The organism is Gallibacterium sp. ZY190522 (assembly GCF_054166015.1).
In genome coordinates this window covers 2,366,384-2,392,825 of sequence record NZ_CM135118.1, presented here as the reverse complement: position 1 = coordinate 2,392,825, position 26,442 = coordinate 2,366,384, and the positions used below count along the sequence as shown (strand labels likewise).

At 43.1% G+C, this 26,442-nt stretch carries 36 protein-coding genes; 2 read left to right on the top strand and 34 right to left on the bottom strand.

Going from position 1 to position 26,442, the window contains the following annotated elements; all coding sequences use genetic code 11:
- The first annotated feature begins 32 nt into the window (after window positions 1–32).
- Window positions 33–1,052 carry a tyrosine-type recombinase/integrase gene (locus ACXPAV_RS11565; RefSeq protein ID WP_458003562.1) on the top strand — a complete coding sequence of 340 codons (1,020 nt, stop codon included), beginning with the start codon at window positions 33–35 and terminating at the stop codon, window positions 1,050–1,052.
- 385 nt (window positions 1,053–1,437) lie between these two features.
- Window positions 1,438–1,635 (top strand): hypothetical protein, encoded by a 198-nt coding sequence (locus ACXPAV_RS11560; protein ID WP_458003561.1) that lies wholly within the window; start codon window positions 1,438–1,440, stop codon window positions 1,633–1,635.
- A gap of 255 nt (window positions 1,636–1,890) precedes the next feature.
- Here the strand turns inward: ACXPAV_RS11560 and ACXPAV_RS11555 are convergent, their stop codons facing one another.
- The 34 genes from ACXPAV_RS11555 to ACXPAV_RS11390 all read right to left on the bottom strand — a co-directional run bounded on the left by ACXPAV_RS11555 (window position 1,891) and on the right by ACXPAV_RS11390 (window position 26,429).
- Window positions 1,891–2,988 carry a phage tail protein gene (locus ACXPAV_RS11555; RefSeq protein WP_458003560.1) on the bottom strand — a complete coding sequence of 366 codons (1,098 nt, stop codon included), beginning with the start codon at window positions 2,986–2,988 and terminating at the stop codon, window positions 1,891–1,893.
- A 17-nt stretch (window positions 2,989–3,005) separates the two neighbouring features.
- Window positions 3,006–3,587: a YmfQ family protein gene (locus ACXPAV_RS11550; RefSeq protein ID WP_458003559.1), complete on the bottom strand. Its 582-nt coding sequence runs from the start codon at window positions 3,585–3,587 to the stop codon at window positions 3,006–3,008.
- Window positions 3,580–4,647: a baseplate J/gp47 family protein gene (locus ACXPAV_RS11545; RefSeq protein ID WP_458003558.1), complete on the bottom strand. Its 1,068-nt coding sequence runs from the start codon at window positions 4,645–4,647 to the stop codon at window positions 3,580–3,582. Before ACXPAV_RS11545 ends, ACXPAV_RS11550 begins: the two co-directional genes overlap by 8 nt.
- 22 nt (window positions 4,648–4,669) lie before the next feature.
- Window positions 4,670–5,020, bottom strand: a complete 351-nt coding sequence (locus tag ACXPAV_RS11540) for a phage GP46 family protein (RefSeq protein WP_416107046.1) — start codon at window positions 5,018–5,020, stop codon at window positions 4,670–4,672.
- A gap of 78 nt (window positions 5,021–5,098) precedes the next feature.
- Window positions 5,099–5,629 (bottom strand): phage baseplate assembly protein V, encoded by a 531-nt coding sequence (locus ACXPAV_RS11535; RefSeq protein WP_458003557.1) that lies wholly within the window; start codon window positions 5,627–5,629, stop codon window positions 5,099–5,101.
- Window positions 5,626–6,750 (bottom strand): phage baseplate assembly protein, encoded by a 1,125-nt coding sequence (locus tag ACXPAV_RS11530; RefSeq protein ID WP_458003556.1) that lies wholly within the window; start codon window positions 6,748–6,750, stop codon window positions 5,626–5,628. Before ACXPAV_RS11530 ends, ACXPAV_RS11535 begins: the two co-directional genes overlap by 4 nt.
- On the bottom strand, window positions 6,734–8,101 hold the full coding sequence (locus tag ACXPAV_RS11525) for a DNA circularization protein (RefSeq protein WP_458003555.1): 1,368 nt from the start codon (window positions 8,099–8,101) through the stop codon (window positions 6,734–6,736). The genes ACXPAV_RS11530 and ACXPAV_RS11525 overlap by 17 nt, the downstream gene beginning before the upstream one ends.
- A 6-nt stretch (window positions 8,102–8,107) precedes the next feature.
- Window positions 8,108–10,528 carry a phage tail tape measure protein gene (locus ACXPAV_RS11520; protein WP_458003554.1) on the bottom strand — a complete coding sequence of 807 codons (2,421 nt, stop codon included), beginning with the start codon at window positions 10,526–10,528 and terminating at the stop codon, window positions 8,108–8,110.
- Window positions 10,529–10,575: 47 nt separating this feature from the next.
- A complete protein-coding gene (locus tag ACXPAV_RS11515) occupies window positions 10,576–10,740 on the bottom strand; it encodes a hypothetical protein (protein WP_458003553.1) in 165 nt (54 codons plus the stop codon).
- A 50-nt stretch (window positions 10,741–10,790) separates the two neighbouring features.
- Window positions 10,791–11,135 (bottom strand): hypothetical protein, encoded by a 345-nt coding sequence (locus ACXPAV_RS11510; RefSeq protein WP_458003552.1) that lies wholly within the window; start codon window positions 11,133–11,135, stop codon window positions 10,791–10,793.
- The gene (locus tag ACXPAV_RS11505; RefSeq protein WP_458003551.1) at window positions 11,135–11,509 is read right to left on the bottom strand and encodes a phage tail protein; all 375 of its coding nucleotides are present in this window, start codon (window positions 11,507–11,509) and stop codon (window positions 11,135–11,137) included. The genes ACXPAV_RS11510 and ACXPAV_RS11505 overlap by 1 nt, the downstream gene beginning before the upstream one ends.
- Window positions 11,510–11,521: 12 nt before the next feature.
- Window positions 11,522–12,934 (bottom strand): phage tail sheath subtilisin-like domain-containing protein, encoded by a 1,413-nt coding sequence (locus ACXPAV_RS11500; RefSeq protein WP_458003550.1) that lies wholly within the window; start codon window positions 12,932–12,934, stop codon window positions 11,522–11,524.
- Window positions 12,927–13,109 (bottom strand): DUF2635 domain-containing protein, encoded by a 183-nt coding sequence (locus ACXPAV_RS11495; RefSeq protein ID WP_458003549.1) that lies wholly within the window; start codon window positions 13,107–13,109, stop codon window positions 12,927–12,929. The genes ACXPAV_RS11500 and ACXPAV_RS11495 overlap by 8 nt, the downstream gene beginning before the upstream one ends.
- On the bottom strand, window positions 13,093–13,746 hold the full coding sequence (locus ACXPAV_RS11490; protein WP_458003548.1) for a phage protein Gp37: 654 nt from the start codon (window positions 13,744–13,746) through the stop codon (window positions 13,093–13,095). The genes ACXPAV_RS11495 and ACXPAV_RS11490 overlap by 17 nt, the downstream gene beginning before the upstream one ends.
- A complete protein-coding gene (locus ACXPAV_RS11485) occupies window positions 13,730–14,155 on the bottom strand; it encodes a gp436 family protein (protein ID WP_458004432.1) in 426 nt (141 codons plus the stop codon). Before ACXPAV_RS11485 ends, ACXPAV_RS11490 begins: the two co-directional genes overlap by 17 nt.
- A 2-nt stretch (window positions 14,156–14,157) precedes the next feature.
- On the bottom strand, window positions 14,158–14,490 hold the full coding sequence (locus ACXPAV_RS11480) for a hypothetical protein (protein ID WP_458003547.1): 333 nt from the start codon (window positions 14,488–14,490) through the stop codon (window positions 14,158–14,160).
- Window positions 14,491–14,500: 10 nt separating this feature from the next.
- A complete protein-coding gene (locus ACXPAV_RS11475; RefSeq protein ID WP_458003546.1) occupies window positions 14,501–15,427 on the bottom strand; it encodes a Mu-like prophage major head subunit gpT family protein in 927 nt (308 codons plus the stop codon).
- A 3-nt stretch (window positions 15,428–15,430) separates the two neighbouring features.
- Entirely contained in the window at window positions 15,431–16,450 is a 1,020-nt protein-coding gene (locus ACXPAV_RS11470; RefSeq protein WP_458003545.1) for a phage protease, read from the bottom strand.
- Between the two features lie 228 nt (window positions 16,451–16,678).
- Window positions 16,679–17,140, bottom strand: coding sequence for a phage virion morphogenesis protein (locus tag ACXPAV_RS11465; RefSeq protein ID WP_458003544.1), 462 nt, complete (start codon window positions 17,138–17,140; stop codon window positions 16,679–16,681).
- A gap of 99 nt (window positions 17,141–17,239) precedes the next feature.
- Entirely contained in the window at window positions 17,240–18,508 is a 1,269-nt protein-coding gene (locus tag ACXPAV_RS11460) for a phage minor head protein (protein WP_458003543.1), read from the bottom strand.
- Window positions 18,495–20,114, bottom strand: coding sequence for a DUF935 domain-containing protein (locus ACXPAV_RS11455; protein ID WP_458003542.1), 1,620 nt, complete (start codon window positions 20,112–20,114; stop codon window positions 18,495–18,497). The genes ACXPAV_RS11460 and ACXPAV_RS11455 overlap by 14 nt, the downstream gene beginning before the upstream one ends.
- 2 nt (window positions 20,115–20,116) lie before the next feature.
- Window positions 20,117–21,760 (bottom strand): phage terminase large subunit, encoded by a 1,644-nt coding sequence (terL, locus tag ACXPAV_RS11450; RefSeq protein ID WP_458003541.1) that lies wholly within the window; start codon window positions 21,758–21,760, stop codon window positions 20,117–20,119.
- A 103-nt stretch (window positions 21,761–21,863) separates the two neighbouring features.
- A complete protein-coding gene (locus ACXPAV_RS11445; RefSeq protein ID WP_458003540.1) occupies window positions 21,864–22,361 on the bottom strand; it encodes a DUF1804 family protein in 498 nt (165 codons plus the stop codon).
- A 2-nt stretch (window positions 22,362–22,363) separates the two neighbouring features.
- On the bottom strand, window positions 22,364–22,618 hold the full coding sequence (locus ACXPAV_RS11440) for a hypothetical protein (protein WP_039088573.1): 255 nt from the start codon (window positions 22,616–22,618) through the stop codon (window positions 22,364–22,366).
- Window positions 22,618–22,872 (bottom strand): hypothetical protein, encoded by a 255-nt coding sequence (locus ACXPAV_RS11435; protein ID WP_458003539.1) that lies wholly within the window; start codon window positions 22,870–22,872, stop codon window positions 22,618–22,620. Before ACXPAV_RS11435 ends, ACXPAV_RS11440 begins: the two co-directional genes overlap by 1 nt.
- Before the next feature lie 110 nt (window positions 22,873–22,982).
- Window positions 22,983–23,234, bottom strand: a complete 252-nt coding sequence (locus ACXPAV_RS11430) for a DUF2681 domain-containing protein (protein WP_458003538.1) — start codon at window positions 23,232–23,234, stop codon at window positions 22,983–22,985.
- Entirely contained in the window at window positions 23,234–23,455 is a 222-nt protein-coding gene (locus ACXPAV_RS11425) for a DUF2644 domain-containing protein (protein WP_039174294.1), read from the bottom strand. Before ACXPAV_RS11425 ends, ACXPAV_RS11430 begins: the two co-directional genes overlap by 1 nt.
- Window positions 23,452–23,601 carry a hypothetical protein gene (locus tag ACXPAV_RS11420; RefSeq protein ID WP_458003537.1) on the bottom strand — a complete coding sequence of 50 codons (150 nt, stop codon included), beginning with the start codon at window positions 23,599–23,601 and terminating at the stop codon, window positions 23,452–23,454. Before ACXPAV_RS11420 ends, ACXPAV_RS11425 begins: the two co-directional genes overlap by 4 nt.
- A gap of 2 nt (window positions 23,602–23,603) precedes the next feature.
- On the bottom strand, window positions 23,604–24,146 hold the full coding sequence (locus ACXPAV_RS11415) for an N-acetylmuramoyl-L-alanine amidase (protein ID WP_458003536.1): 543 nt from the start codon (window positions 24,144–24,146) through the stop codon (window positions 23,604–23,606).
- A gap of 79 nt (window positions 24,147–24,225) precedes the next feature.
- Entirely contained in the window at window positions 24,226–24,648 is a 423-nt protein-coding gene (locus tag ACXPAV_RS11410) for a Mor transcription activator family protein (protein WP_458003535.1), read from the bottom strand.
- Between the two features lie 116 nt (window positions 24,649–24,764).
- Entirely contained in the window at window positions 24,765–25,112 is a 348-nt protein-coding gene (locus tag ACXPAV_RS11405; protein WP_458003534.1) for a hypothetical protein, read from the bottom strand.
- A 58-nt stretch (window positions 25,113–25,170) separates the two neighbouring features.
- Window positions 25,171–25,581 carry a gp16 family protein gene (locus ACXPAV_RS11400; RefSeq protein WP_458003533.1) on the bottom strand — a complete coding sequence of 137 codons (411 nt, stop codon included), beginning with the start codon at window positions 25,579–25,581 and terminating at the stop codon, window positions 25,171–25,173.
- Window positions 25,571–25,951 carry a hypothetical protein gene (locus ACXPAV_RS11395; RefSeq protein WP_458003532.1) on the bottom strand — a complete coding sequence of 127 codons (381 nt, stop codon included), beginning with the start codon at window positions 25,949–25,951 and terminating at the stop codon, window positions 25,571–25,573. The genes ACXPAV_RS11400 and ACXPAV_RS11395 overlap by 11 nt, the downstream gene beginning before the upstream one ends.
- Window positions 25,938–26,429 carry a hypothetical protein gene (locus ACXPAV_RS11390; RefSeq protein ID WP_458003531.1) on the bottom strand — a complete coding sequence of 164 codons (492 nt, stop codon included), beginning with the start codon at window positions 26,427–26,429 and terminating at the stop codon, window positions 25,938–25,940. Before ACXPAV_RS11390 ends, ACXPAV_RS11395 begins: the two co-directional genes overlap by 14 nt.
- Between the last annotated feature and the right edge of the window lie 13 nt (window positions 26,430–26,442).

Sequence of the window (26,442 nt, the reverse complement as noted above, 5' to 3'; positions counted from 1 at the left end):
TTTCAGCATTAACTAAGAACTAAGGAGGAGATATGAGACTACCAAACGGCTACGGCTCAGTATTTAAACTTAGTGGCGTGCGGCGTCGCCCATATATTGCCCGAAAAACGGTCGGTTACACTGATAGTGGCAAACAAATTTACAGTGTGATTGGCTATTACGAAACAAAAGAGGAGGCATTAACCGCACTTGCCAACCATAATCAGCAAGATAAGCCGGAACCCAGCATAACACTGGCGAAAGTCTATCAGCTTTGGTACCCAATCCACGCCAGACAAGTGTCGCCGTCAACGGCAGAAAGTTATCGCAATAGCTACAATCATTTGTCGTCAATCATCTCTATGCCGATCCACAAAATTAAATATCGTCATTTGCAAAGCGTACTGGATGCGATGAAAGAAAAAGGCTTGTCGTACGCTAGTCTTAAAAAAGTGCGGTCATTGATAAATCAGCTATTTGCTCACGCAATAATCAATGAATGGACAGATAAGAGTTATGGGCAATATTTGCAAATGGGGAAAAACACACCTGTCCATCCACATAAAATTTTTACGCGACAACAAATCAATAAGCTATGGCAATGCCAAACAACAGACACTGATTTAGCATTAATCTTACTTTATAGTGGGATGCGAGTCGGAGAGCTGTTGCAACTACAACGTAGTGAGATTAATCTAAAGCAAAAATACTTTAATATCACCACCTCAAAAACCAAAGCCGGCATCCGCATTATCCCAATCCATCCACGCATTTTACCGATTGTTGAGCGACGGCTTGAGAAAAAACATAAATACCTATTTGTTGATGATAACAACCAACCCCTAACTTATGCTAAAGCAGCTACACAATTTGCAAAAGCAATGCTAGCAATCCGAGCAAAACATACCACGCACGACTGCCGGCATACCGTAGCAACGCTGCTTGATGCTGCCGGTGCCAACAAAGTTGCACGCGACAGATTGCTGGGACACGCCTCTAGCAATGTCGGAGATAGTGTTTACACACATAAGACATTGATACACTTGAGAAAAGTGATAAATCTACTCAAATAGCGTAGTTAATCGTGTTTTTAACACGCGTTTAAATCGCTTTAAACCGTGACCAAATCGCTGTTTAAAGCGATTGTTATTTGTGTGTTATAGACTACAAAAACGGGCAAAAAGTACAGTTTAGTCATTAAGATTGTTATCCAAGGGGGATTTTTCGACGTATTTAATGCAAAAAAATTTATCGTTAAATTACCGATTAATGTTAATAAAATTATATTTGCGACAAATGCACAGATTGAGGGAGTAGCAGAAGAAGCTCCGAGCTTGCATTATGCCTGGCATCAATCAGGTGCTAATAACAAAACAGAAATAGAATTTTTGACAAACTATATATCAAGAGATACTCAGCAATGGATTGTTATTGCTTATTCCTAGCCAAGGGGTATTTTTGAGAGAAGCAACGGAAAACGGGATTATTACGTATCCAGTCGTTGTCGCTGACATACTTTTTGTGGCGCCGTCAGAAGCTGGCAATAAAACAGGCGGAACCGTAGATACTTTATTATCAAGTGTAACAAATAACAGACTAAATTATGCTGGTATAACGTCAGGTAATAATGTTTATTTTTTAATAATTGCGGTGTGAGCCAAGGGGAAATGTTACCTCATTTTCACTTAGCAATAACGCAGAGATTAGTATTAAGTACCCAATAAACTTTAGCAAAAATAGTTTAACACCAATCTTATCATCTACAGCTGGTATTATTGCTGGCGGTAGTGCTGACTCTGACAATGGTGCATTTATCCGTTATACTGATAAAACTATATTTATAATCAACTCGCCGTGGATGAATATGACCTCAATATATTACGGACCGTTAAGGTGGATTGCTTTTGGTATTTAAGCAATACAAATGGCTATCCACTCCATCATGTCTTGGTATGGCAGCAATCTGTTAATTAAAAAGTGTATTGCAGTTTTGTTATCTGCTCCACCTATATGCCAAGTAGAAAATGTTTGGATTGCTGACTCTGTATTTCCTTCAGCTTGTGCATTTATGGCAAAAAGAGTTTTTTTGACAATGATTGGAATTTTAACAATAGTCCCATATGTATTAGGTGCTATGCCAAATAATCCCCCTTGGATAATTAGCCCTCCGAACAGGGCTCCAAACTTAATCCACCACGCATTTTGGTTGGTGAAATCATAGCTTATGCCGAGTGGCGTTGTCCCTGATGTTCCCCAGCCGTTAACAATGCCCTTGAACGCATCTCTGTCACCAGCAAACAGTTTATTTATTGCATTAATGATTTTAGATAACGATTGATTTTTGTTAGCTGCAAGCAATATGTCATCTACTGTTAATTTACCCTTTAATTCCTGGTCGCCCAATTTGTCTAATTTCTTAACATCTTGACTGCCACGAATTATTAATACACCACTTGCATCACTATATACATCAACCAGCCCGGAACCAGTCACTTTCTTGGATGAGCCGACAGCATTTGAACTAGATCCTCTTTTTTCGACAATATTTAAGTATGTGTTGTTATTTGATGTTACAGTATTAGATGTGCCTGTTGCGGTTGTACTAGTAACAAGCCCAGTAGCTGCCAATTTACCGTTTGCAGCATTGAGTGCTTGCACTCCTTTGTCGTATGCGGTTTTAGCTGCAAGAGCACTCGCACCAAACACGCCGGATGCCATATTAATACTATCAGTGAGCTGCACCTCACCTTTGCTTGTTGTGCTTGCACTACGACGGTTAGCGTTAATAATCGCAATGATGGCATCATAGACCTGTGTTGTTTTAGCATCATTAGGATTAAGTCCCGCTTTAGACAATACATATTTTAGCTCTGCTTCTACATCTCGCAAGTGATCTTGCACGTCATTTAAAAATTGTGCGGTAACACGCGTGCCTTGCTCGCCCGTAGCAGGATTGCCGTCGTGGAAACAATTGTCTACTGAGCCAATTGTTGGCATTAAATCTTTCATTAACTCTCTCTCCTAAATTATTGATATGCAAAGTAGCAGTAAGTGTGAGCAGGTTTTAAATCTTCAAAAAACTCTTCAATAATTGGGTCTCCGAAATCGACCAAACGGTCGCCTGCTAACGATTGTCCCGCGCGAAAATAAATAATGTTATCATCACCATTAATCACCGTGACACGCCACATAAAAATTAGGCGTTCTTTGGGCTGGTCTACCCAAAGCGTGGTATCGCCAATATTTGGGAGGTCATTTTTTAACGGCGAAAACTCTTTGATTTGGATTGTGTAACCAATGCTTTCTGCAAGCTGCAAAAAGTACGGAATTGATAAGCCACCTAATGCGTTAAGCTGGATAATGACGCGTTTAACACGCTCGCTGTAAGTCTTTGAGACGTCTGTTGTAATACCGCACAATCGCTCCCAATCTGCTAATAACTCATTAGAGGTCGCCGGCTCGATGACTTTGAGAATTGCTTCGGCACTTGCTTGTAATCGGTCAAATGCTTGCCCATCTACGGCACATTGTGCAGTAAATTGCTCACCATTGATGTTGTAGCTTACTGGCGGGTAGAGATTGGCTAATACGGATTGGTACTTACTCATCGCGTAACTCCGTAACCGTTACATTGCCGAGTCGAAACCACTCAATTTTATTAATGACATCCGCTTTTCGATTTTCTGTCGGTGTAGTAAACCGGCGGTCAACCACGCCGACAATATCACTTACAATCGCTTCAAGCTGCGACACGATTAAGTCATCGCCCGGTCGCAAGGTATCAAAATAAGCAGTTAATCCACTGTTAATTGCTGCAGTAATTGCCGGTAAAGTCAGTCCCTTAATTTTGACTTTGATGTCAAAATTAATTTGCGTAACATCAGGTTTAACCACTTTTGACTCTACTGCCGTTACCGGACGCACATTATCAATATAATGCTGACAACGGGTAATCGTGTCATCACTTGGCAATGCGTTATTGCTTGTAATCGCAATATCCACCGTCCCCAATCCACGTCGCAGAGGATAGACATAAGCAGCATCTACACCGTCCACTTCCAACGCCCAGTTTTTATAGTCGTATTTATTGCCACCCGCTGGTGGACGACGGATTAATTCAAGTAGGCGTGCAAGTAATGACGCATCCGTTTCTGCGGCTGTGCCACCGGTTACCTTGGTAATCACAACATCAGACTGAACACCTGTCGGCGCAGACATAAAGCTCGCTGCAGTTGCTTTATTTACATTTTGTTGGCTACCCATCGCTAACGATTTAATATTGACTACCGCTGTACCCGACCCACCAATCGTGACAGCTTGAGTTGTCTGGTAAAAACGGTTATCATCCGTTTTAATCTGCATCGCTTCCGCAATGACAGCACCGCTCAATCCTGTTACTGTTGCTTGTCCGTCGGCATAAGTCGCATTTTTACGGCGTAATCCGCGCAAACCTGCATGTTTTTCAAGATATTCGGTATCGGACGAATCGGGAAAAAATTGTTTGATAAGCCATTTTTGATGTGCGTATAAGCCTTCTGCAACAGCGGCTAAACTACTTGCGCGGGCAAATGTGTCCGAATCAACACTAATATCAATCGTTGGATTGATACTTTGATAGTCACGTAATATCTGCTCTCTGATTTCTTCCAGTGTCGGTACGAAATACATTTAAATATCCTTTAAATCTCAGTTAAATGACTTTTACAGGGTGTTTAAACTCAAATGTTTTGCCGCGTGCATCAATCACACTAATTAATAGCTGTAATGTGCCGTTATGTGGCTGCTGATAATCAACGGTTATTGATTTTGCTCGCCCATCATCCAATAACGGCTGCAAGGCTTCTTCGGCATATTGTTGAGCGAGTAAACCAACGCGTTCCTTATCTTTCTCCCGCTGAATTAAATGGAGCAGGGAGCCTACACGCCCATCTGCCCACCACGAGCCTAGTGGAGTTGTAAGTCTGATATACACAGCATTTTGCAGTGTATCTGTCTGTGATAATGTGTAGTCCCCGGTAAGCGGGCTGATCTCTCTGTCCATATTGTTGATGATAGAGAGCAGGCAAAAAAAAACGTGGTGCTAGAGTTCAGCACCACGCTTTTAAGAAAGGTTGGTTGATTAATTTGGTGTACTGGTTGTACCGCCACTGTCACCCGTGTGAGTATGACCGACCAATGACACGCCACTTGCAGTCACATCGCCGTTATTTGTGATAGAGCCTTTTTGTGTGATATCGCCTTTAATATTAATCGTCGGCGCAGTGATATTAAGGGTTGTACAGTTAATATCAATCACTTTACCCTGTTTTAACACAATCGATGAGCCACTTTGATCATAGATAGCAACTTCGCCGCTTTTTAAGGCTTTAATTCGGTATTGCCCATTTTCGGTTGCCACGACTACGCTATGCGAGGTTTTTCCGCCAATCGGAATTATCAACGCTTCCGTGCTGGCGGGTGGATGTGAGGTAAAGCCGAAGTGCTGCATTAACTCGACATCTTGTAACGTTTCATCCGCTAATGCCGAGATCTGCACTTTTTGGATTTTGTCTGCGGACTTTGTGAGATTGATTTTGCCACGAAACACATGCCGAATCGCATTACCAGCATTATCAATCATCTGTCCAATCTGCTGTCTTATCTGTCTCATGATTTTGGTCCTAATGCAATCAGTTCTTTGGCTTTCTTGCCCTTGCGTTTTCGCGCACGTTTTGAGTGTTCACGGAACGCATCGGGTATCCAGATACCATCTTGTTTTAGTCGTAGTTCGGTTTGTGTCCCTTGTGAGCGTGAGAGCGTAAAACGTCGTCCCATCACAAAAAAAATTGCATCAATATCGTATTCTTCGCAAATAACGTGGACGCGTTGTCCTGGTTGCCACAACACACCACTTTCGGTTTTGTGGTCAGGGACAATAATTGTCAGCGTAAATGCATTAAGTGCGGCATCTGAAAGGTATTTTTTAGCGTGTTTTTTTAATGACTCTAAGTCTTCTGCGTCGTGTATCACGACGGTTTTTGGACGATAAAATTTGACGCTTTTATCTTGCCACACCCATTTGAGATTGTTTTTATTATCATCATGGCTACGTCCATGTTTTTGGGCTAAAAACGTAACTTCGCTAAATGATTGTGAAATATCATAGGTAAGTTGGGCTTGCTCAAAATTATTACGCACACCATTTTTTTGACAGCATAATGTTGCGACAGGTGGACTACGATAATCTGGACCGCCTACGATTAATATACCATTTGGATCAAACCAAAGATGTAATCCTGCAAAGTTTGCACACCGCAAAGCCGCACTCCATGCTGTCTCGCTCGGCTCAATATCAATTTTATCAATCACGGGGTTATTGTCTTTTGCTCGCAACTCAATCTTTTTAATCCCCAGCGGTTGCACAATTTTTTTTATGGCGTCCAATACCGTCAATCCTTTCACATTTGTGGTCGGTGCAGAGCAATCGACTAAAATAGATGCTCTATCTCGCCCATTTAAACTAAACGTACGGCTATTTTTACTGATTTGATGTTGTGTTGCATCGACAATTCCAGTGAGAACCACTTGCCCATTAATTAGCACACGCACGTCTTTTCCTGACAAATCAGGCAATACTGTATGGTTTGCAGGCGTACCAATCTCAAAACTAAACGCATCAGCAGGGATTAAAAAATCACTGTCAATCTCATAACTTTTCCAGTTTTTGTGTGTCTTACTATCAATCTCTACCGCAATTTCGTTGTCGTACGGATAGTTATACTGTGTAGCCATTAATTAATGCCCCTTTTTCAATAAAGTTTGGATTAATAATTTGCGGATTAAGACGCAATAGCTCATCTGTACGGGTATAATCTTGATAAAATGCATGAGCGATTTGTTGTAATGTACCCGCAATTGGTGCTTCTCTAATAATCATTGGTGGTTTTTGATTAATGGCATTAACCGCTAATACAGTAATATTCTGTGCAATCTGACGTAATTTCTCAATCACACGATAAGCACTGGTATAACGTGCAGTCTCCATCTCACCACGATTTTGATACGTTTGTTGCTCAATTTGTAATGCACGGACAGCCGTAATACAATCCTGGATTAACTCTCTGACTGTTGTTGTCATTGTCTCAATTTCTGACGGTAATAAATTCTCCACTTCGTCGGCAATGAGTTGTGCCGTCAAGTGAGCAAGCGTTGTGGTACTAAGGAGTTTAATCGCACACGCCATCTCTTTGACATCCTCTTTGCGCAATGTCGTCACGCGCGATTTAATGCGTGTTTGCTCACGTGAGTAACTGTCATTTTTGCTCGTAACCACGTCATCGGCAATTTGTTGTAATTGACGCACTAATAGCAAGGCGTCATTAAAACGATTTTGGTTATACAACAAGCCTGTTGATTTTGATGTTTGTGCTGTGGTCTCCTCATCGTCTTGCATATTAGCTTGTGCTTTGATGGCTTTATCGAGTGCATTAGCAAGCTGTTTAACTGCTTTCGACGCATCAGCCTTAAATGTTGTTGCTGTCACCAGTGCAGGCAAGTCAAAACTTGCCTCATCAATTAACTGACTCACCGAGTCAACAATCGAGTAGATACCACCCCACGCACCGAGTAATCGGTCTTTAACATTAAAAGCAAAGCTCATGACCTCCATCATTGCAGCATAAAAATCAAAAATGTCATCAACAAAGTCCTCTAACATAGACAACAGCTCGTCGATTTTCCCAAAAATCGAAAACTCAAATAAAAATATTGGCTTTGCGGGTGTCGTCTCGACAAACGTTAAATCCACAGACGCATAATTAATATAATCAGCATCGTGGCGTAACGACATTGAGCGACAAAGCATATTTTGCATTCGCCCAAAAATCGGATGCGTTAGTGTATCGGCTCCTGGTTTTTGTAATGCAGCAAGTAGCCGTTTGACATCGGTTAAATACCCTGGTCCATTAAAGATAGCTTCAAACGTAACCGTACGTGGTGTGAGCCCTAAGTCTTCAATGTCCGCACCATTGACATAAGGATAAGCATGCTCAACAGTATCTCGGTCAAAGCTATCATCCACCGTAATCACATCAAATTTCACACCGCGAAAACTCGCTTGACGAATTGGTACAGTCCAACCCATTATTACTTACCCCCTCACAAAATGTTGATATTGTTTTTCTGAGACCGCTTCGGCGATTTGCCGTCCATCTAGCTCAACCGTAATCAGATTTTTAAGCGTATAACTTTGATTATCTAATATCCGTTTAAGTGTCTCTGACAACGTTTGCCCCATTGATTGTATTTCACCGACTAAATCAATCTTGTCTGTTTGATTACTGCGTTTGGCTTGTTGCAATGGATTACCGGCATTCGTCATATCAATATTTTTCAATCCCTGATATGGTGTATTCGTCGCGGCATTTCGCCATCGCTCCATCCTGCTCGCATTACGATTCACTCTTGCTTGATAGTCTGCTTCACTAAGTGTGCCTTGTTTTACGCGTTCTGCTGCCACCTCATTATCAAACGCCATTGTTGCCCCGCCATAGGCTAATGCCATCGCATTTTGTGTTTTTGGGGATTGTGCAGTCGTCGTGGTAGGTGGTTGATAACCTGCCCAATAATTGGTTTTCGGCGCTGTTTGTTGGCTTAATGCTTGATAAAATTGCTTTTTGCTGTCAGCTTGTTGCTCATCTTTGGCTTCTTTTTGCGCAAAATAACTTGTCGCATTTTCTGCACCAATGGCAAGTCCGGTGAGTGCTAACGTCGGCACGCTAACCACTCCTTTGGCTTTTGAGAGTAACCCTGTACCAGCTCGACTTAATGTAGTACCCACAGTAGTTGCTGCACCAGCCGTAGTTGCAGTACCTACTGTTGTAGTGGTACGACGAAATATACTCTCTATTCCACCACCTTTTTTCTTAAATAAATCTAATAGTGAAATAGCTCCTAATGCCATACCAAAAGCCTTCACTGCATCCGTCGCCCCAACAACAAAATTAGTTAATTCCGGGTACTTTTTGCCATATTTACTTAATGTTTGTGACACTTCGCCGAGTGTTGTATTAAAGCCACTTAAATTATTTAACTGTGCAAACTCTTGTGTATTTTTTAAATCATTGACTTTGTAATCTGCGGTATCAGCAACTACCTTGTGTGATGTATTAACTGCACCTTGTGCATTGCTAATTTGCTGTTGTACTTCTTTGCCAAGCTCGGCGTTATTTCGAATACCGATTAATGCCATCAGTGCTTGGCGGTCAGAGATAACTTGCCCGATTGCTGTACCTTCAACCAACTTTGCCATTTCGTCTAAAATTCGGTGTTGGTCTTCTTTTTTAGCGGTTTTTAATTTTGCTTGTAAGGCTTGATATTGTTTATCATTGCCAACTACATCATTAATAATTTGACTAAAGGCTTCTAGTGAGTTCATGCCTGATTTTTTGTAGTTTGCCATTGAGCCGACAAAATCAATGCCGACTTTCTTACCTGTCTTTGGATCAACATAATCCAAGTTTTTAAACCGGTCGTTCGTTTCTTTCGATGTGATTTTTGCGAGCAAATTAACAAGATTATTTCCTGCTTCATCCGATGTGCCTGCTGTAACACGTGCTTGTTGATTAGCGACTAATAACGCTTCAAACCCTGACATACCACTTAAGCCTGCCGCTTTTGCTGCTGCCATTTGCTGTGGTAGCCAACGTGCCATATCGGCTAACTCAAAGTTTCCAGCTTGTCCTGCGGCTACGGCTTTATCCAACACTGCGCCAATCTGATCTTCACTGATACCCATTTGCTGCATGGATGAAATCATAATCTTGGCAATATCATCTGTGCTTGCACCCGTTGCCACTGCCGCTTTTTGTAATGTCGGTAATAGCGCCATTGCAGTATCTGTTTTTACTGCCCCAGAGGCTAGCAATGTATCTAGTGCTCCTAATGCCTCTTCTTTTGTGCCACCGCCTGTTTCAACAGCTTGTTTCACTGCAGCATGGAGTTCTTTTTTTCCCGCAATTCTGCCGGCAACATCGCGGTCCGAAAATGCCGTATTAGCTGTCATGGCTAATTGACGGTCATAAGTCATTGCTTTTTGTACCGGTTCTCGCATTACCATCGCCCCTGCCATGACACCTGCCCCGACTTGCATCATCGCTCCGCCCACAGCCCCCATTTTTTGTCCGAATGAGGTTTTACCCATTTCGGCATTTAACTCTGCAATTTTGCGGCGATGTGCTTCAGTGGCTCTGGCAAGCTCACGACTTGACATCACGCCACTATTACGTAACCGGTTATAAGATTCTCGCGTACGGTTGATTTCAGCTTGTATCGCCCGTTCTGAGCGTAATCCATATGACTCCATCGTGCGGTAGGCTTGCTTGCGTTTGTTATAGCTTTGCTCAAATGTCCTCGCGGCTTTAAGATAGCTGTCCTCCATCTTTTTGCCTGATTTCACGGTCTGCTGTTCTGTGGCTTTAGTTGTTTTTGCCACATTATCACCGACCGTCTTGACGACTTTACTGGCGTTATCTTGAGCGGTAATCTCAATGCCGAGCTTCATATTTGCCATTTTTTAAACCCTTTTTAAACGTCGTTTAAATCCTATAAAAAAAGGGCTTACGCCCTCTTTTTACGTTGAATAATGTAATGTGTTGTATTGCCGTCTTGCGTTGCTGGTTTAATCCCTTGACTTTCCAAATAAACAGCTAACCAACTTTGCGCTTCAATCGCACTCATTTGTGCCACTTGTGCGGCGGTAAAGCCGATTTTGGCAAGTAGCACAGTAATACGTTGATAATTTTTTACCGCATCACGTAACAGATAGCGTCGCTTTAGCCGTCGCTGTTGTTCGCTTGGTTTTCCCCAGCGTCGATACGCTTTTTTCGCATTTCGGAAATTTTTTCATTAATCAACACATAGTCATCGGTACTGAGTGCATTAAACAAAAATTCCGGTGTTAAGAGATCACGAGGGATACCGTCTATCGTGATTTGTTGGGCAAGGTAAGCCAACTCAACCAGACGTTGTTGTTGATAGGTAAGCGTATCAACCTCGTGCAAACCTAAATTTTCGATAACTTCCATTGCTTGGCACTCACCAGCCAGTGTCAACGGGAAAATCTCAAATTGATGGTAAATTTTGTTTTGGTAACTAACACCAATCAATAATCTCGCCATTATTCTTTGACCTCATCAAGTGCATTCATCTTAATATCAATCACCTCTTCGTTATCCACGGTGTATTTTTCGCCCACTTCGGTAACAAAACACTCCACGTAAGTAACACGCTGATCATTATGTCCGATCGGATACACTGTGACTTTAGCGTTATCAATTTTCCACCAATCAATCCCTAATGTATCGTCAAGCGGATTTACCGCAGTCAATGACAACTCCCACGTTGCAATACCTTGAGCGTAACCTCTTGCTCGCCCTTTTGAGTTCATTGCTTTGACCAGTTTGCGACCGGTATTTTTAGTGACCGTCAAATCAACAATTTCAATTTCCTTGCCGTCCACTTCCAGCACGGCACTACCAGCATATTTTTCCATTCCTCACCTCGCTTATAAGATTAAGTCGATACGGTTCGCCACTACGTGTAATCCGTTGACCACATCAGATGGAATAACCGTATCTAAACGATTTGGATCTTGTCCATTGCGTTGCACCAATAATTTATCTTTGTTTTGTTGGACGTTTTCCACCACCTCCAACTCCTCAAGCAAACGCAATACATCTAAAATTTCAGAGCGTACCGCCATTTCGGTTCGCTTGAGTAATTTTTCACGCGGGAAGCGCAGACGGATACGTTGCTGAATCGACTTACGCACATAATCAAGCGAGCGAATCGTGGTTAAATCCAGATAAGCAATGTCGTCTTCGCCGGTCGGATTACGAGTATAGGTGGTTAACGCACGCATAATTTGCACGGTATGATTTACGACTGTAATTGGAGTTAAGCCGTGAAATAACGCTTGATTGACCTCGGTTAATAGCGGCGTTTGGGTCGCATCCACTTCGGTCAAACCTAAAATTTCCAGCGTATTCAGTGGACGTGCCGGATCTTCTTCTTTTGCAATGATCGCCGCATAACCTGCTGCAATCAGTGCGTTTGCCTCAATCGCACCTTTGTACCAACCGACCGTTAAACGTTCACTGTTGAGTTTTTCGGTAAATGTGGTGCCGGCTGCCATTGTGTCACGCCACCCCATCACACCAATGCCCGGCTTGTCTTCCGTTGGCGAGGCAACACTAACCAAATGCTCCTTGAGTGCTTTGGCATTTTTATCATCGGTAAACGGTGAAACAATAATGTGATAATGCGTTCCGGCAATACTTGCCAATGCCGGTGCAAGGTCAGCGTTAGTTGCACCACTCTCAAAGGTAGCAGCAGTAAGGGTCAAACCGTCCGCCGTCACTTTGGTGGCTAATGTCAATTCATTGCCGATTTCGCCTTTGCATTTCGCGGTTAATGTCAGCACTTTTTCGTTGAGTTTTGCCGTTACTGGACAGTCTGCCGTGCCGTTAATCACCGCCATTAAACGATTTGCCACTGCAGTATCGGCTTCGGTTTTATCCGCTCGGACTTGATAATCTACGCCACCAATCTTTGCCGTCACCACGCCGCTCATCGTGACCGTACCGGCAAATGTCAGCGTTGCGGTTGCCGCCACGCCGGCACTATGGTCTTTTAAGCCCATCACTGATAAGTTCAATAAATTGTTATTACGGATGGCAATACGAGCCATTAAATGCGCCCAGCTGCCGGCACCAAATAACGCCTCTGCGTCTTTGTCAGAATAAATACGTTGCGGCAGGGTAAACGCCGTTTCACTCTCAGCGGTCATTGGTGCAATAATTAACACTTCTGACTCATTTGTTGGTAGGGTAGTTACGGCATTACGTGAGTTATATTCGGTGTAAACACCCGGTTTGCGTAATGATGTCGGAATATTATCAAATTCGATTTTAGCCATTTGTCACCTCTTTACGTGTTGTGCGAGTGGTTTCTGTGACCACAATTAAATCGCCATCGGCAATGCGTCGTTGATAATAGAGCGTTGGTTCAATTTCGACTGGCTCTTGTTCGATATAGCTAAATGGGCTATTTTCTTTCGGCACTTTAATGCCATTTTTAGCTTTTACTTTCATTTTTTGTCTCCGTTTTAATATCAAACCCTGTTGTTGCTTCGGGGTCAGTAATTACGCCGGTAATCCGTTCAAGATAATGCGGTGGCGTTAATTCGCCGTGATAAGCGTTAAACAGATAATCTGGGTGCGTTGGATCATCGGTTGGTTGTGGATATTCGCCATCTTCGAGCGGTGGCTGAATGGAGTAACAAACCTCAAATTCCACCGCATACGCTGTCAACCGCTCTTTTTGCAATTCCATATGATTAAAGAGCGTCCGCACCGCAACCGGCTTTATCGGCTCAACTAAATTATCCAGTGTTTGATTGGTCAATAATCGCAACACTGCATAAACCAGTTGATTTGCTCCGATCTCAAATTTCGCTACGCCACCTTGTCGCGCGGCTTGATTGCTGCGTAACGAGCGTACCATCACAATCACAACAAAGGTATCGGTACTTTTGTGACGATGACCTTTAGCGGTAACGCTAGCTCGTTCAATGCGTGAGCCACCATATGTCACTAACACGGCTGGTAAACGACGCACATCAATCGTGGCATCGTCTAACTCACCGTGATAGCTATCCACCCGATAAGTCAGTTTTCCCAACCCACGTGCTAGCCGATTAATTAACGCTTGCTCAATTTGAGTTATCACGACTAAATATCCTGTTACCTGGATTACTAAACATCACGCCAACGCTGTCTTCCGCTTGTACATCGTTAGATTCAATCCCAAGTGAGATTTTACCGCTCGCAATTTGCTCTAACTCTTTGAGTGAGAGCTTATAACGCTCGATAATCTCATCGGTTGTTGTCACTTCCGACATACTCACTAAACGATAACGAGCAATATCACAGCAGATGCGGATTAAGTTATCAGGAATACTGGCTAACGGTAGGGTATAACGACCGAGTAAGTAACCATCAATCTGACTACTGCTGTCCGTTAATGCCACCGCAAGCACCTGCTGATTAATCTCGCCCGTACGGTCACGGTCGGTTAATTCAATTGCTTGTTGCTCGCCAATGCGTAAGACAAAGTCATCTGCTGTGGCATACATCATCATCACCCGATATACCTTGTTTCAAGCCAAATATCTTGCTCAAGTGCAAAGACCTCTTCACCGCTTAAGTCTTTTAACTCAATCACAACAGGCACATCTTTGGTAAACCTACGCCCAATGCGTCCGTAACTCTCCTGCGGATGATTGGCACGTAGCAATACTTCAACTGCAACCGGCTCAAAGATATTACTGTTGATGTTTTCCGGTGTATCGTTTTCGGTTTCCACATTCGTGTCTGCCGTTGATACGTCGCTCATTGTATTTTCTTCGGTTATACCCTCTTGCATTACCTCATCATTAACAACCTCTGCTGTTTTATTTGTCCGCTTCGCCATTTCTTGCTCCTTATTCAACAATGTACGGTGAGACCATTACTTCTAAGCGTCCTTTAAGCACATTGGTGGTGCCATTAATGACATCTGCTTTGCAAATGTCTAATGCTGCTTTTTCAAGACTTGGTGGAACAACCAGTGTGGTTGGACGCACGTTAATAAACGCACCACCGTCTGCTTTCAGCGTGGTCATCTTAGTGAGGATAGCCATTACATTTTCGGCAGTGAGATTAAGCTGTTTGGCTTTGTGTGCAAGTTGCCAAAAACCAAAACCAACATTACAACGGTAACGTACACCCCAAAGATAGACATCTTCCATAAACACGGTATCCGACTTAGACGGGTCAAACTTTCCCTCAAATTCAGGTTTGGTACGCTCCTGGAAGATAAATGGTTTAATCACGTTATTGGTATCAAACACATACCACGATTTCGCACCAGTATCAGACCCTGTTGTGATATTGCTTTGTGCCGTACCTGGATTGGTGCCGTCCACATCTTGGTAATACGGGTGGTCGGTATCAAAATAGTTTTGTCCGTCGTAACACAATGTACTTTCACCCGCTAATAACAACTTAAACAATAAGCTATCGGGGAGTTCGCCAGCCGATTGTCCGGCTTGCGCCATCATATTGCGGAACAAACCAAGTTGGTCGTCCTCAATCGCTTCACGCGGTACGCCAACGGTCGCTTCGTATTTTTTGTTTTCGAGTGTCATACCGACGGCTGACATATTTTTGATGGTACGTTTTCCCACCCACTCAATAAGTTGTGGAAATGCACGCATAAAGCCGTAAGTATTGGTGGCGGTGTTAGACGGCACGGTCATCGCTAATTTCGGGTATTGCGGTTGAATATGAGCAATGCCTTTACTGAATTCGGCACGGAATTGAGTATCCAACCCTTTTAAAATTTCAGATTTTTTAAATTCTACTGTCATTGTTTATGCTCCCAATGCTTTGTTTTTGATGTATTCGTCTTCAGTTAAGCCCAACATTTTGGCAACGTGCTTATCTTCGGCGGAAAGAGCAACCTTTTCGCCGTTCGGGTCGGCTTTGGCTTGTTTCTCACCGAGATTATGTTTCGGGGCAACGGCTAAATAATCAGATAAGGCCTGTGGATTGGCTTTACCCAATTTGATTGCCCATTCTTTCTGTGCCGGTAGCAACGCTCCTTCCGATAACGCCACCTCGACCATTTTTTCGACTTTGTCAGCGGTTACACTCTCTTTTAACGTGCGTAATTCATCTTGTACGGCTTTCATTGCAGACAGTGCGACATACTTGGTTGGGTCGGGTTCTTGTGCGGATAACGCTACCGCTTTTTGTTGTTGTGTCGCCAATTCGACATAGACAGCACTCAGTGCAATCCCTGCTTTGGTTTTTTCGGCAGATAATGCCGTTAATTTTTCTTTGATGACCTCTTCGGAGGCATCAGGTAAATCAAATAATGCTTGCAATAATTTCAGCATTGGTTTGTCCTCTTGTTGATGTTTGTAAAGTTGAGATGTGGCAATCGCTTCGTGCAATTCGTGTAATGCAGGGCGGTTTGTCAGTGCAGCATTAATCACGTCTAACACTTTGCCCTCATCATCGGTGTAAAAGTAAGGTGAGATGTAGCGGTATTCTTTGCCTTTGATTTGCGCAGAGGCTTTTTCTGTCCACTCGACATCGGCAAATAAGCCTTCGCCTGAGATATATTCCGCACGATTAATCCACCCAGCAGCGGGATTACCGCGTCCGTTTTGTGCAATAAATAACGTTTGGTGTTCATAATCAATCATTATCTTGATGGTAGATTGATTAATCTTGTCCGCTAACGCATAACCGTTGGTGTCATCTACATACCAGCCCCCTTTTCCCTCTGGACGTCCATCAGACGGATAAAACCGCCCAAACGGAAATAACTGGATACGTCCGTTAGGCTGTTTAATCTCGCTACAAGCAATGGCAGTTAATTTCATGGATGCAATCCTCCTGTTGAGGATGACAGCATAACGGATAAGAAAAAACAGACCTGCTGCACGACTTCAGCAACACTATTTTTTTGAGGAAAAGAACAAATCGGAAAGGATAAGGTTTAAGACCCTTTTTAAATCTTTTTAAATCGCTTTTAATTTTTTTTAAAAAATTTTGAATGATAAATTGTACCGGTAAGACTAAAAACGCCGCTATGGGCGTTTTAGACGGCTTTAAAGCAATTTCCGGAAATAGGCTTGAATATCGTCAATAATCTCCCTTTCATCTGCTTCGGTTAATTGCATAAACGGACGAGCAGGAATAGCCACCTGTTTTTTCTGTACCCATTTATCGCCAACCTTAAATTTCAAGTATTTTGCTCGCTTTGCTTTGACTGTGCCGCCAAAGTGATGCAGGGCGGCATAAGGCAGATTAGTGCCGACCATTGCATAATCATTATCCCAACGAGCATTAATGCTATTGCGTAATTCACCGCTATCAATTAACGGTTTACCTTGTCTTGCTTTTAGCCCTAACCATTTCGGACGACCACCTGCCGCAAAATTGCGATCAACGGCGGTTTGCATTGTGCCGGCAATTTGCCGCATTAACGGGGCTTTATAAACCACACCTTGACTCAATGCGGTTAATTGTTTGAGGAGTTGCTCAACATTATTGACTTCTATTTTAATCATAGTAATATCCTGAATAGCCACTAGAAAAGCGATGAATCTCCCAGATCGCGGACGAACGGTTGAAAGAGTACCGGGGATTGTGTGTAGGTGTGGGGAGCCCTACCTAGTGGCTACTAATTTGTCCCACTCTTTATCTTTCAATTTTCTAAACGACTGCACAAATATCTCACTTGTTAATACTTTCAATACAATAGTGTATTTTTTACCATTAATTTGTTTTAAAAGTTGGTAATGCTTATCTCTAGTATTAATAATGTTATCTGGATCGTTTGTTATTAATGGCAATACGCTATAATCTTCGGCTGTAAAATTCTGACTCTCCCGATTAACAATTTGCTTAATCAAACTGTCATCAGATAGCCAAACGGTTTTTAATGACGTTTGCATTATTTCTTGGGTATTTTTACTTAACACCCCTGCAGCAAATTTATATTCTTTTCGCAAATGATTTCGTATTTCGACCAATTTGTCGCTTTTTTCTGTCCCTGAAAGTTCTGATAATTGAGGTAAATAAGGTTTCAATTCACGTTGAAACTGTTGATAATCCAACTTAAAACTCTCCCCACCCATTTCCCGTTTAGCAAATTGATGGGCTAAGGCTTCGGGGTAATTATCCAAATTCGGTTTATACACACTGCGTCCGGCGTGATAATCAAAACCTTTGTCGGCAGTAAACAGCTGATCGCCGAGTTTCACGCCTGTGGTGCGGTAACCTGTTTTTTCATTAACATAGCTTTCTAATTCGGCGGTTTCTACCGTGAGCTTTTCGCTGTCAAGTTGTCGTTGGCTTAAGGCAATCACCGTACAGCGACAGTTAAAACCGTTTGGCGGGTAAAAGGTTTGCCAAAACGGATCATCATAGCGATAGATACGCCCATTGAGCATTGCATGACTCGGACGTGTGCGGCTATCACCCACAGCCGAATATTGCCAGTAAGGGCGGTTGATAGCATTATCGCGCGCTTGTTGATAACGTTGCGCCGAGTACGCGGTTTGCACATTGGTGCGATAAATGGTATTTAGCCGCCATGGTGTGCCAAATAGCTCCCCGGTCTTGGGGTCAGCAATATAAGTATTTTGCTTACGTCCTATTTTTTCAGTTTGTAGCCACCCTTTTTTCGTGAGATGACCAAGCAAGTCTTTGCGCCACTGCCCAAAGGCTTTCCCCTCCGCCTTGGCGTCGGCTAATGATTGATAGATATCTTGCATCATCTCAAGACAGGTGAGATTCGCAATTTTCGCCGCTCGTCCTCTCGCACTTAATTGCAACTCGTCAACATCAACACCATTTAAAAACAGTCGTTTTTGCTTTAAAAACTCTATTGCTTTTTCGGGGGCAAGATTAAACGCAAAACTAACGTCCGACACTGTGTGCTCCAAGTAACTCTGATAAAAAAATCGCTTTAGTTAGATAGTCTTGATGCTGTTGGATATTTAAAGTCGGATAGCGTTGTGCTAGTACTTCAAACGCAGCCTCATAACTCTCAACAGTTTGCAATATACCGACAACTTGTTTGACCATCGGATCAAGTTGCGCGTTAAAATCAACATTTGCTAGCGCTTTATCCAACTCATTATCTAGTAGTTGCTGTTCATTATCCACTGCTGATAACGCTATCCCTTGTTGACAGCCACAAGGACACCCTGCTGGATGGGTTGATAATGCTGTTTTTTCCGCTTTTAAATCAGGTTTAAAATCCGTTTTAATGGCACTTAAAATCGCTTCATCATCTTCTGGTTCAGGTATCCCAAGTTTATCTCGCACCCATTGTTCAGGGATTTTTACCCCAACTCCCACTAATTTTGGCAACGCTTCGGCATATTTTGTTAAATCTTCGACTTCTTTGGTATCAAACTCAAAATACGGTATCCGCATCGGGTCGATAGTTGGATTAATGTTAATTTGGATATACGGCAAGATAATCTGTTGCGTAATGGTTTGAGCAAGTTGTTTGGCATCAGAAACTAACAGATCTCGCCGCACCTCATTATGTACTTGACCGAGAGCATTGGTGCTGGTTTTGCCGTCCGCACCGGAGGTTAAAGTTTGCCCCAAAATCAAGCGAGCAATGGATTTTTCGCACCAGTCGACCATTTGCAAAAATGGATTGTTTCCTTGACTGACGCCATTGGCAACATTATGCAATTCCACTTTCATTGACTCAGGCATAATGCCGGCGGCGTTGTGCCCGATTTGTGCTAATGCTCTAAGCAAGGTACGTTTTTCCGCTTCGGTTGCCCCGGCCCCGTATTTACCGATACGAATCGGCATACCGTAAAGTTCCAAAAATTCAGCAAAGTCGTGGACGGAATAATGTTTAAACATATAAAGCCACGCCAGTGTACGATAAAGCCCTACACGAGCTAATTGGGTCGAGCGTGATTTATGGGTATGCACAATCCATTTGTAGGGCTGTAAGGCTTCTCCCTCATAATTTTCCGGCGTTTTCAGTAACAGATTGTCGTCTTTATCCAGTTTAAACCACGATTGTGGGCGATGAATAAAGCGTTTCGGTAGCCATTTGCCATTCATAAATTTCCAATCAATTTCCAGTGCAACAAAACCGTGTCCAACTGCATCCATTAAATCCATTACCAAATCTTCAAAATTGGTTATCTGATAAAAAAGTTCGTCAATCTCTTGTTGCAACGCCTCTTCTTGCGATGTAGCGTTGCGTGGCTCGGCGATATGCCAGTCAAAGGTGAGTACCGCACGTTTGCGAGTGGCAATGTTGGCAGCAATATCGCTGTCCCGTTCTTCAATATCGGCGAAAAGCTCGTGTTGTTCTTTTAACTCGCCATTTTCTGCCGCTTCAAAAATAGACTGCATTTTACTTGGCGTGATTTTATGACTCGGATGGTCGGCAATAATGCGTCCCGTTTCGGTAACACGTGCCGTTTGTAGTGCGGTATCTAAATTTTTCTGTTGTAGTAATTTTTGCTGTTGCCGTTGTTTATGCTTTTTCTTTGCCATTATTAACTCCGCCAAATACTGTATAAATCTTTATCGCTGTCATCAAATTCGGTATCGACATCACTTTCCGCCAGACTTTGCCACTCGATCGGGGCGGAATTGCTCAGTGCATTCCGCCACAACATTTCCAACGCATCCGGGCCGTCATCGTGATCCGCTTTCGGGAAATGGCGTAACTGCGAAATCAACGTTGACTGTGATTGATGCAGTAAAATTAAACCGTTTGCGATATGCGGCTGCAGGCTCTCAATGCGTAGCATCTTGTCGGTATTTGGTTTGACCGCCGTTGCCGGTACGGGGCAGTGTCGTTGTGCTGAGCGTTTGACTAATTCATCTTTAAAAAACTCCTGAAATTGGACAGTTTCAACAAACCAACGTTTGCATTGATATTGTTGTTGCAACCTAATCACATCCTCAATCATTAAATCGGGTAAGCGTTTTTTGACTTGCGCTTCGATGACATAGAGCTTCCCAGTTTCCCGATGATAGCCGCCAACCAAAATCGCCGACGGGTCACGACTTGCCCCAGCTTTTCCCATTGATGGGTCAAGTGAGCCATAATAAATCAAGTCATCAGGCAACGCGGTCCAATATTGGATACTATTTGCAAATATTGCGTCATCACTGCTGATTGGATCATTTTGATATTCACTGTCAAACGTGCTGTGTCCGTCTCTGGCACGGATTTTCATTAGCGTAAGCAGTGGACGAGCAGCCCAAGAGATTTCCGAGCCTGCATCCATTTCAGCTTTATTAGCTAAATAAAACGCATCGGCAACCGCTTCGCCTTCATTGAGATAAAAGGCTTCCCATTTGTCCCACAACGCCATATTGTCTGGCAGGCTAATTAATGCTTTAAATTTGGCGGTATGCCACGCTTTACTCGCAAGGGTACGATTCAGCACGCTGTCGTAGTGCAAGATGGTGCCAATGTAAACAATGTCTAACTTACCGTCAGCCGAGCCAAGTGGTAATACGGTCTTTTTCAACCAATTATGTAACTTATCCCGTTGCTCTGGGCTGCGCACTTGTTCGTCATTTTCGATATCATCTAATACCACTAAATCAGGACGATAAGCGCCATGGCGCAAACCACGTAACTTTTTGCCTGAGCCAGCTACTTGGACTTTTTGATTGGCGGCAGTAATAATCGTAGCGGCTTGCCACACCCGTCCTTGCCCTGCCACTTCGGGAAAATCAATGCGTAAGCGTTGGTTAAATTCCAACTCAACCTTAATCGCTTCAAGCATAGGGTAGGCTTGGTCAATACTGTCCATCACGATTAAGCAATAACGTTTTTGTTGCGTAATCAGACAGTAGAGAGTAAATAATTGTGAGACTAACGTCGATTTTGCTTCACCCCGCGGTGCGGCAATCGCATCTAAACAGCTTTTTGACTGCTGTAAGATTTGCGGTAAACGGGCAAATAAATAGCGGTGCAACTGTGATTTTGAGGTAGAACGTACATAATGCGGAAAATAGTGGCTCACAAAATAATCATAGCCCTGTTCTTTATCCAATACCTTAGCCCGCCGTTCTGCGACAGCTTTCGGATTATCATCCCAACCGTCAAACGAGGCTTCGAGTTTCTGGCGTAAACTATCCGCATACGCGGCTAACTCTTTGATAAATTCTTTGCTTTTCATCAATCACTCACCAAGACAGCTAATAATACCCACCAACCCCACGCACCACCATCACGGGCAGAGAGACAGGCTAAAATTACACAAATAAAGGTCAATAAATTCACTATTTAAATTCCTTATTGAGGACTTGACCAAATGCATCCAGTAACTCAACAAACTCGCTTAATAGTTGTGGTTTGTTGACTTGGATAAATTCGCCTAGCAATTCAACGGTTTTCAGGGCAACGGCTAATTCGGAGACTTCGGGTAAAATTCGTTTGCTTGCGGCGGTCATTTTGGTAAAGCTATCGCCTAAGCCGCTTAATAGTTCCGCTTTTTTGGACGGCGGTAACTCGGATTGTTCTAACTCGTCCATTACGCTCGAAAAATGCAACACAAAACGGGTTAGCATTCCCTTGGCTACCTCTTCAATCTTTCCGCCTGCAATGGATTGGGCATCACGCACTTTATCCCAATCATCGCCCAATTCTTCAGCTTGTTTTTTCCAGCGTCGCGCCGTTGGAAAAGAGACACCGGCTTTATCCGCTGCTTGCTCAAGCGTAAAAAAGTCAAAGACGTAATAACGACGGAGTTGGGCTTTGGTTTGTGCATCGTGTGCCATACTTAGCCCCCGAATTTTGCTTTAAGCAACTCAATCCCGACGGTCACAATCGCGCCACCTAAACCACCGGCGACAAAGGCTTTGGTGGTCACTTTGCCGACCTGCATTTCAAGCGAGGATAAGCGGTGGTCGATGTTATCAACGCGCTCACCAATCCGGTCAATTTTGCGGTTCGCCTCTTTGCTTAAATCCAGTAATTCGTCTAATTTGGCATTTGTATTTTGTTGCATTAATCGTTTTTGCATTCTTGCTGACATTATTTATCCACCTTGTTATCTAGTTTTGCATTAAGGATTTTTAGCTCGTCCCTAATCTCCGTTAATATGCTATCCGTATGCGTTGATTGCACCTTGGCAAGCTCTTTGGTTTGGTACGCATTGCGGATATCCTTACACTCGTTTTTTAGCTCTTTAAGCTCTTCTTTGACCGATTTAAGCCAAAAACCAACAAAGGTAACCGCAATCGACACCACGCCGTTAAAGACCCATTCGCCGCTAATTTGCAGATCCACGTTGTCCTCCACACACTCGCTCGTACGTCAAATTATGATTAAGCACTTGACGTTTTGTCTCATCAGTATCTTTACGACTCGGATAAATCAATCCAAACGAGGCGCAGCCACTAATCGTCACGGAAGTAACCTTTTGACTGCAACTGCTCATCAACACCGTTAGCAGTGAGACGACGATTAGCCTGCTCAATCTTTTTACGTTGTTCTGCATTATCTAATTCCTCCGCAATCGCTTTGGCTTCGGCTTGTACTTGCTCGATCTGTTTTGCTTGTTCTGCGATTTTTTTGCCCTGCCAACGGGCGTGCAGATAACCGACCACAAATGCAGCGGCAAAAACCACTAATGCGTAAAGTTGCCACATTAATTACCCCCTTTATTTTTAATCGCATTGGCAAAACCTTTGGTTGCCACGCCGCCACCGCAAAAAATAGCGAAAGTCATAAAAAGTTCGGGCGTGTAACTGCGGTCGAGATAGACGCAATAGGTCAATACGCCCGCCATTAATACCGCCCCGAAAAACTGGATAAAGGCGGTGGTGGAAAGGCGACCGTTATCGTTAGTGATTAATTCTGTGAGTTTCATTTTTTGCTACCTCGCTTTTTGAGCAGCCGACGTTGATAGCACCACCGGATTTCATCTACAAGATAAGCCCCAATCGCTTTGCCAACCTCAAAACAAATGCCGATTATCAATACAGTCAAAATGATAGATAATGTATTAATCGTCATCGTCACTCCTTAAATAGATGGTCTGGGTTAATCACTTGCTCACTATCAAGCCAGCTCCAAACATCAAAACAAGGGCAGTCTTTAAGCCACTCATTTGACGTAATCTTGCCATCTCCATTGAGATCTGGACTTAAGTCACGATGTCCGCAGATTTTGGCACGGGGGAATTTCGCTTCCAATTCGCGTAATAGCTTGTGTAAGGCTTGCCATTGTATTGCGGTATAGCGTCCAAAATTTTTCCCATCGATCGAGATACCGCCAACTAAGCAAATTCCGATTGAGCCAGCGTTATGTCCTTTGATGTGAGCGCCAATTTCTCCGACTTGTCGACCTGTTTCGACTGTGCCGTCGGTATCAATCACAAAGTGATAACCGATGTGAGGGAGGTGAGAATTAAAAACAGGGGGATTTGCTCGACGTTTAAAGCCACGTTTAGCGTGCCAGCCGTCAATGACTTGTGCAGCAGTTTGTGTTTTTGTGCGTAACGGTTTGCCATTTTGTGTTGCACTGCAATGCACAACAATTTTTGTGATTGGAAAAGACATAAAAAATACCTCAAACTATGATTAAGTAGAGGTATTTTCTAAAAAAAGTGGGGATTAAAACTGGTGCAGCATTTCAGCACTAAAACAAATCTTGTTGATACGTTTGCTGCCAGTTTTGCTTTAATATCTGCCAGCCAGTGCGGTCAGTGATATTGTATTTCGGACAAAGTTGCACCATTGCCATTCTGCCGCTCACTCCGCTATCTACCAGACAGTCATATTCCGCTTTAAATTGCATATTACGCAATAGCCGCAAGGCAACATCACAGCGGGGGATATAAACGGATTCAGTGCGAAAAAAATCACGCATTTTCTTCGCCACGTCTTCATTAATTGTCTCTTTAATTAGCTTGTAATAGTGTGCTTTATTCATAAAGTAAAGACGTGTCCCACCGAATTTATCAATGACTTGTTGCGTATCGGCAAATCCAAGCACATCAATCATCTCTAATACGACTTCTGGCAAACAATGACGCACATCATTTAAGGTTAGTTGGTCCATTTAAGCACTCCTAAAATGTTGTTTGGAGGCTATTAAAACATAGGATTTTCTAAAAACTCACTTTTAGACTTTTTTGATAGACAGAAAAAATCTCAGCTTTATGCTGAGATTAAATGTTAATTTGATTTAGCTTTTAATACTGTAGGCAAAAGTTGTAAGGTGGTTTTCCAAGCTTGTTCAGCATCACTTGGCGATAATGCCTTACAATCTACATACTCATTGCTATAATCACCAGTATCTGTTTCGCCTTGGTTTACTATTAAAATTATTTTACGCAATGCACACCCTGCAATCGGATTTTTATCGTGTCCGAAAGAACCATTTTTCATCGCAAACGCTACATTTCTTAAGGTTTGATAATCTCCTTGCAATGCTTTTGTTAATTCATTTTTTGCCTCATCTGTCATTGCAAAAACAGACGATGAAAGCATACTACATAGCATTACAAATATTAATTTTTTCATATTATCTCCACTAAAAAGGCTTCAACCGAGCCTTTAATTTATACTTATGCAAAATAAATTACAACTTGTTCTTGCGGTCATACACCGACAACATTTGGATCACTTTTTTTAACTGCCAAACAGTCAGCCATTGCACTTGGTCGATGTTAAATGCCCGTTTTGCTATGCCGTCTGCATATTGTGGCGGTAAGTTATGTTTCGCCAATAGTGCGGTAATTTTGGCAAGATAGGGCTTTTTATCCGCCTTTGGACTCGGGCGATTTTGCCAAAACGGCAGTTGTACTTTTGCCCCCATTTTTGCCATTGTTTGTAGTACGTTATACAAATCCGTTTGATCCATTTCGTTACAGCTGTTTTTGTTTACGGTGTTTTGCAAAAACAGGCGATAGGTTTCTTCGTCCATATTGAGTTGTGTTTTGCCGATATGTACCAACGCTATCAGCCGTTTACGGTAAGCATTATTCAACATTGATTGCTCCTTTTAGTTTTGCAAACATTTTCGCCAGTTGTTCTCGCCGTGCCGGAGTGAGCGGTTTTGGCTCTGGTGGCGGTAATTCCGCTATTTTTCGGTTGGGCAGACGGTCTAAGAGCATTTTCGGTGCGGGGAAACGTTCACACTCGGCACATAGCCGCATAAATGCCTGATCAATCCGCCATTTATCCTCTTTTTCTTGCCAGCCACCGTAAATGCGTTGGCTTAAGATCACTTGTACCCAGACTTCGGCAGTGGCTTTAATCATCTCTTCCGGCGGTTGGTTGGCAAGGCGTAACACCACCAATTTCCCTAAACCTTGAGCAACAGCAACACGTAACCATTTAGGGCTTTCAATCTTTTTCATGGACAAACTCCGCTAAATGCTGCAAGGCTTTGCCTGTTTTGCTGCCGAATTGTGGGGCAGTGGCAGGCGGATTACTTTGTCCGTTCATCATATTATGATGGCTATTTCTGCCTTGCCATTTCGTCATCACCTCATACAAATAGCCGTGTGAGGCGAGCGGGCGTTTGATATGGTGACGACTATTTAACACAATGGTTAAGCCATCAATCCAACATTCAATGGGGGCTGAATAAACCTGCCTATTACGGCAAAACTGCCCGCGTTGCACATCATCAACCAATTCACTGAGTAGTTTCGCTAAGCGATCCATTGTGAGTGCGGATTTTTCAGGGCGGAATAGAGCTAAATACTGCACCGCCAACCGCCCAAACTCGCCATTGAGCGATAAGGCATTCATCACCGCTTGGCTTGCTTGGTCGTGCTGTAATAACACATCTAAAGACAACACCGCCCCACAGGCAGGGCATTTACATTTCATTCTTAAACTCCTT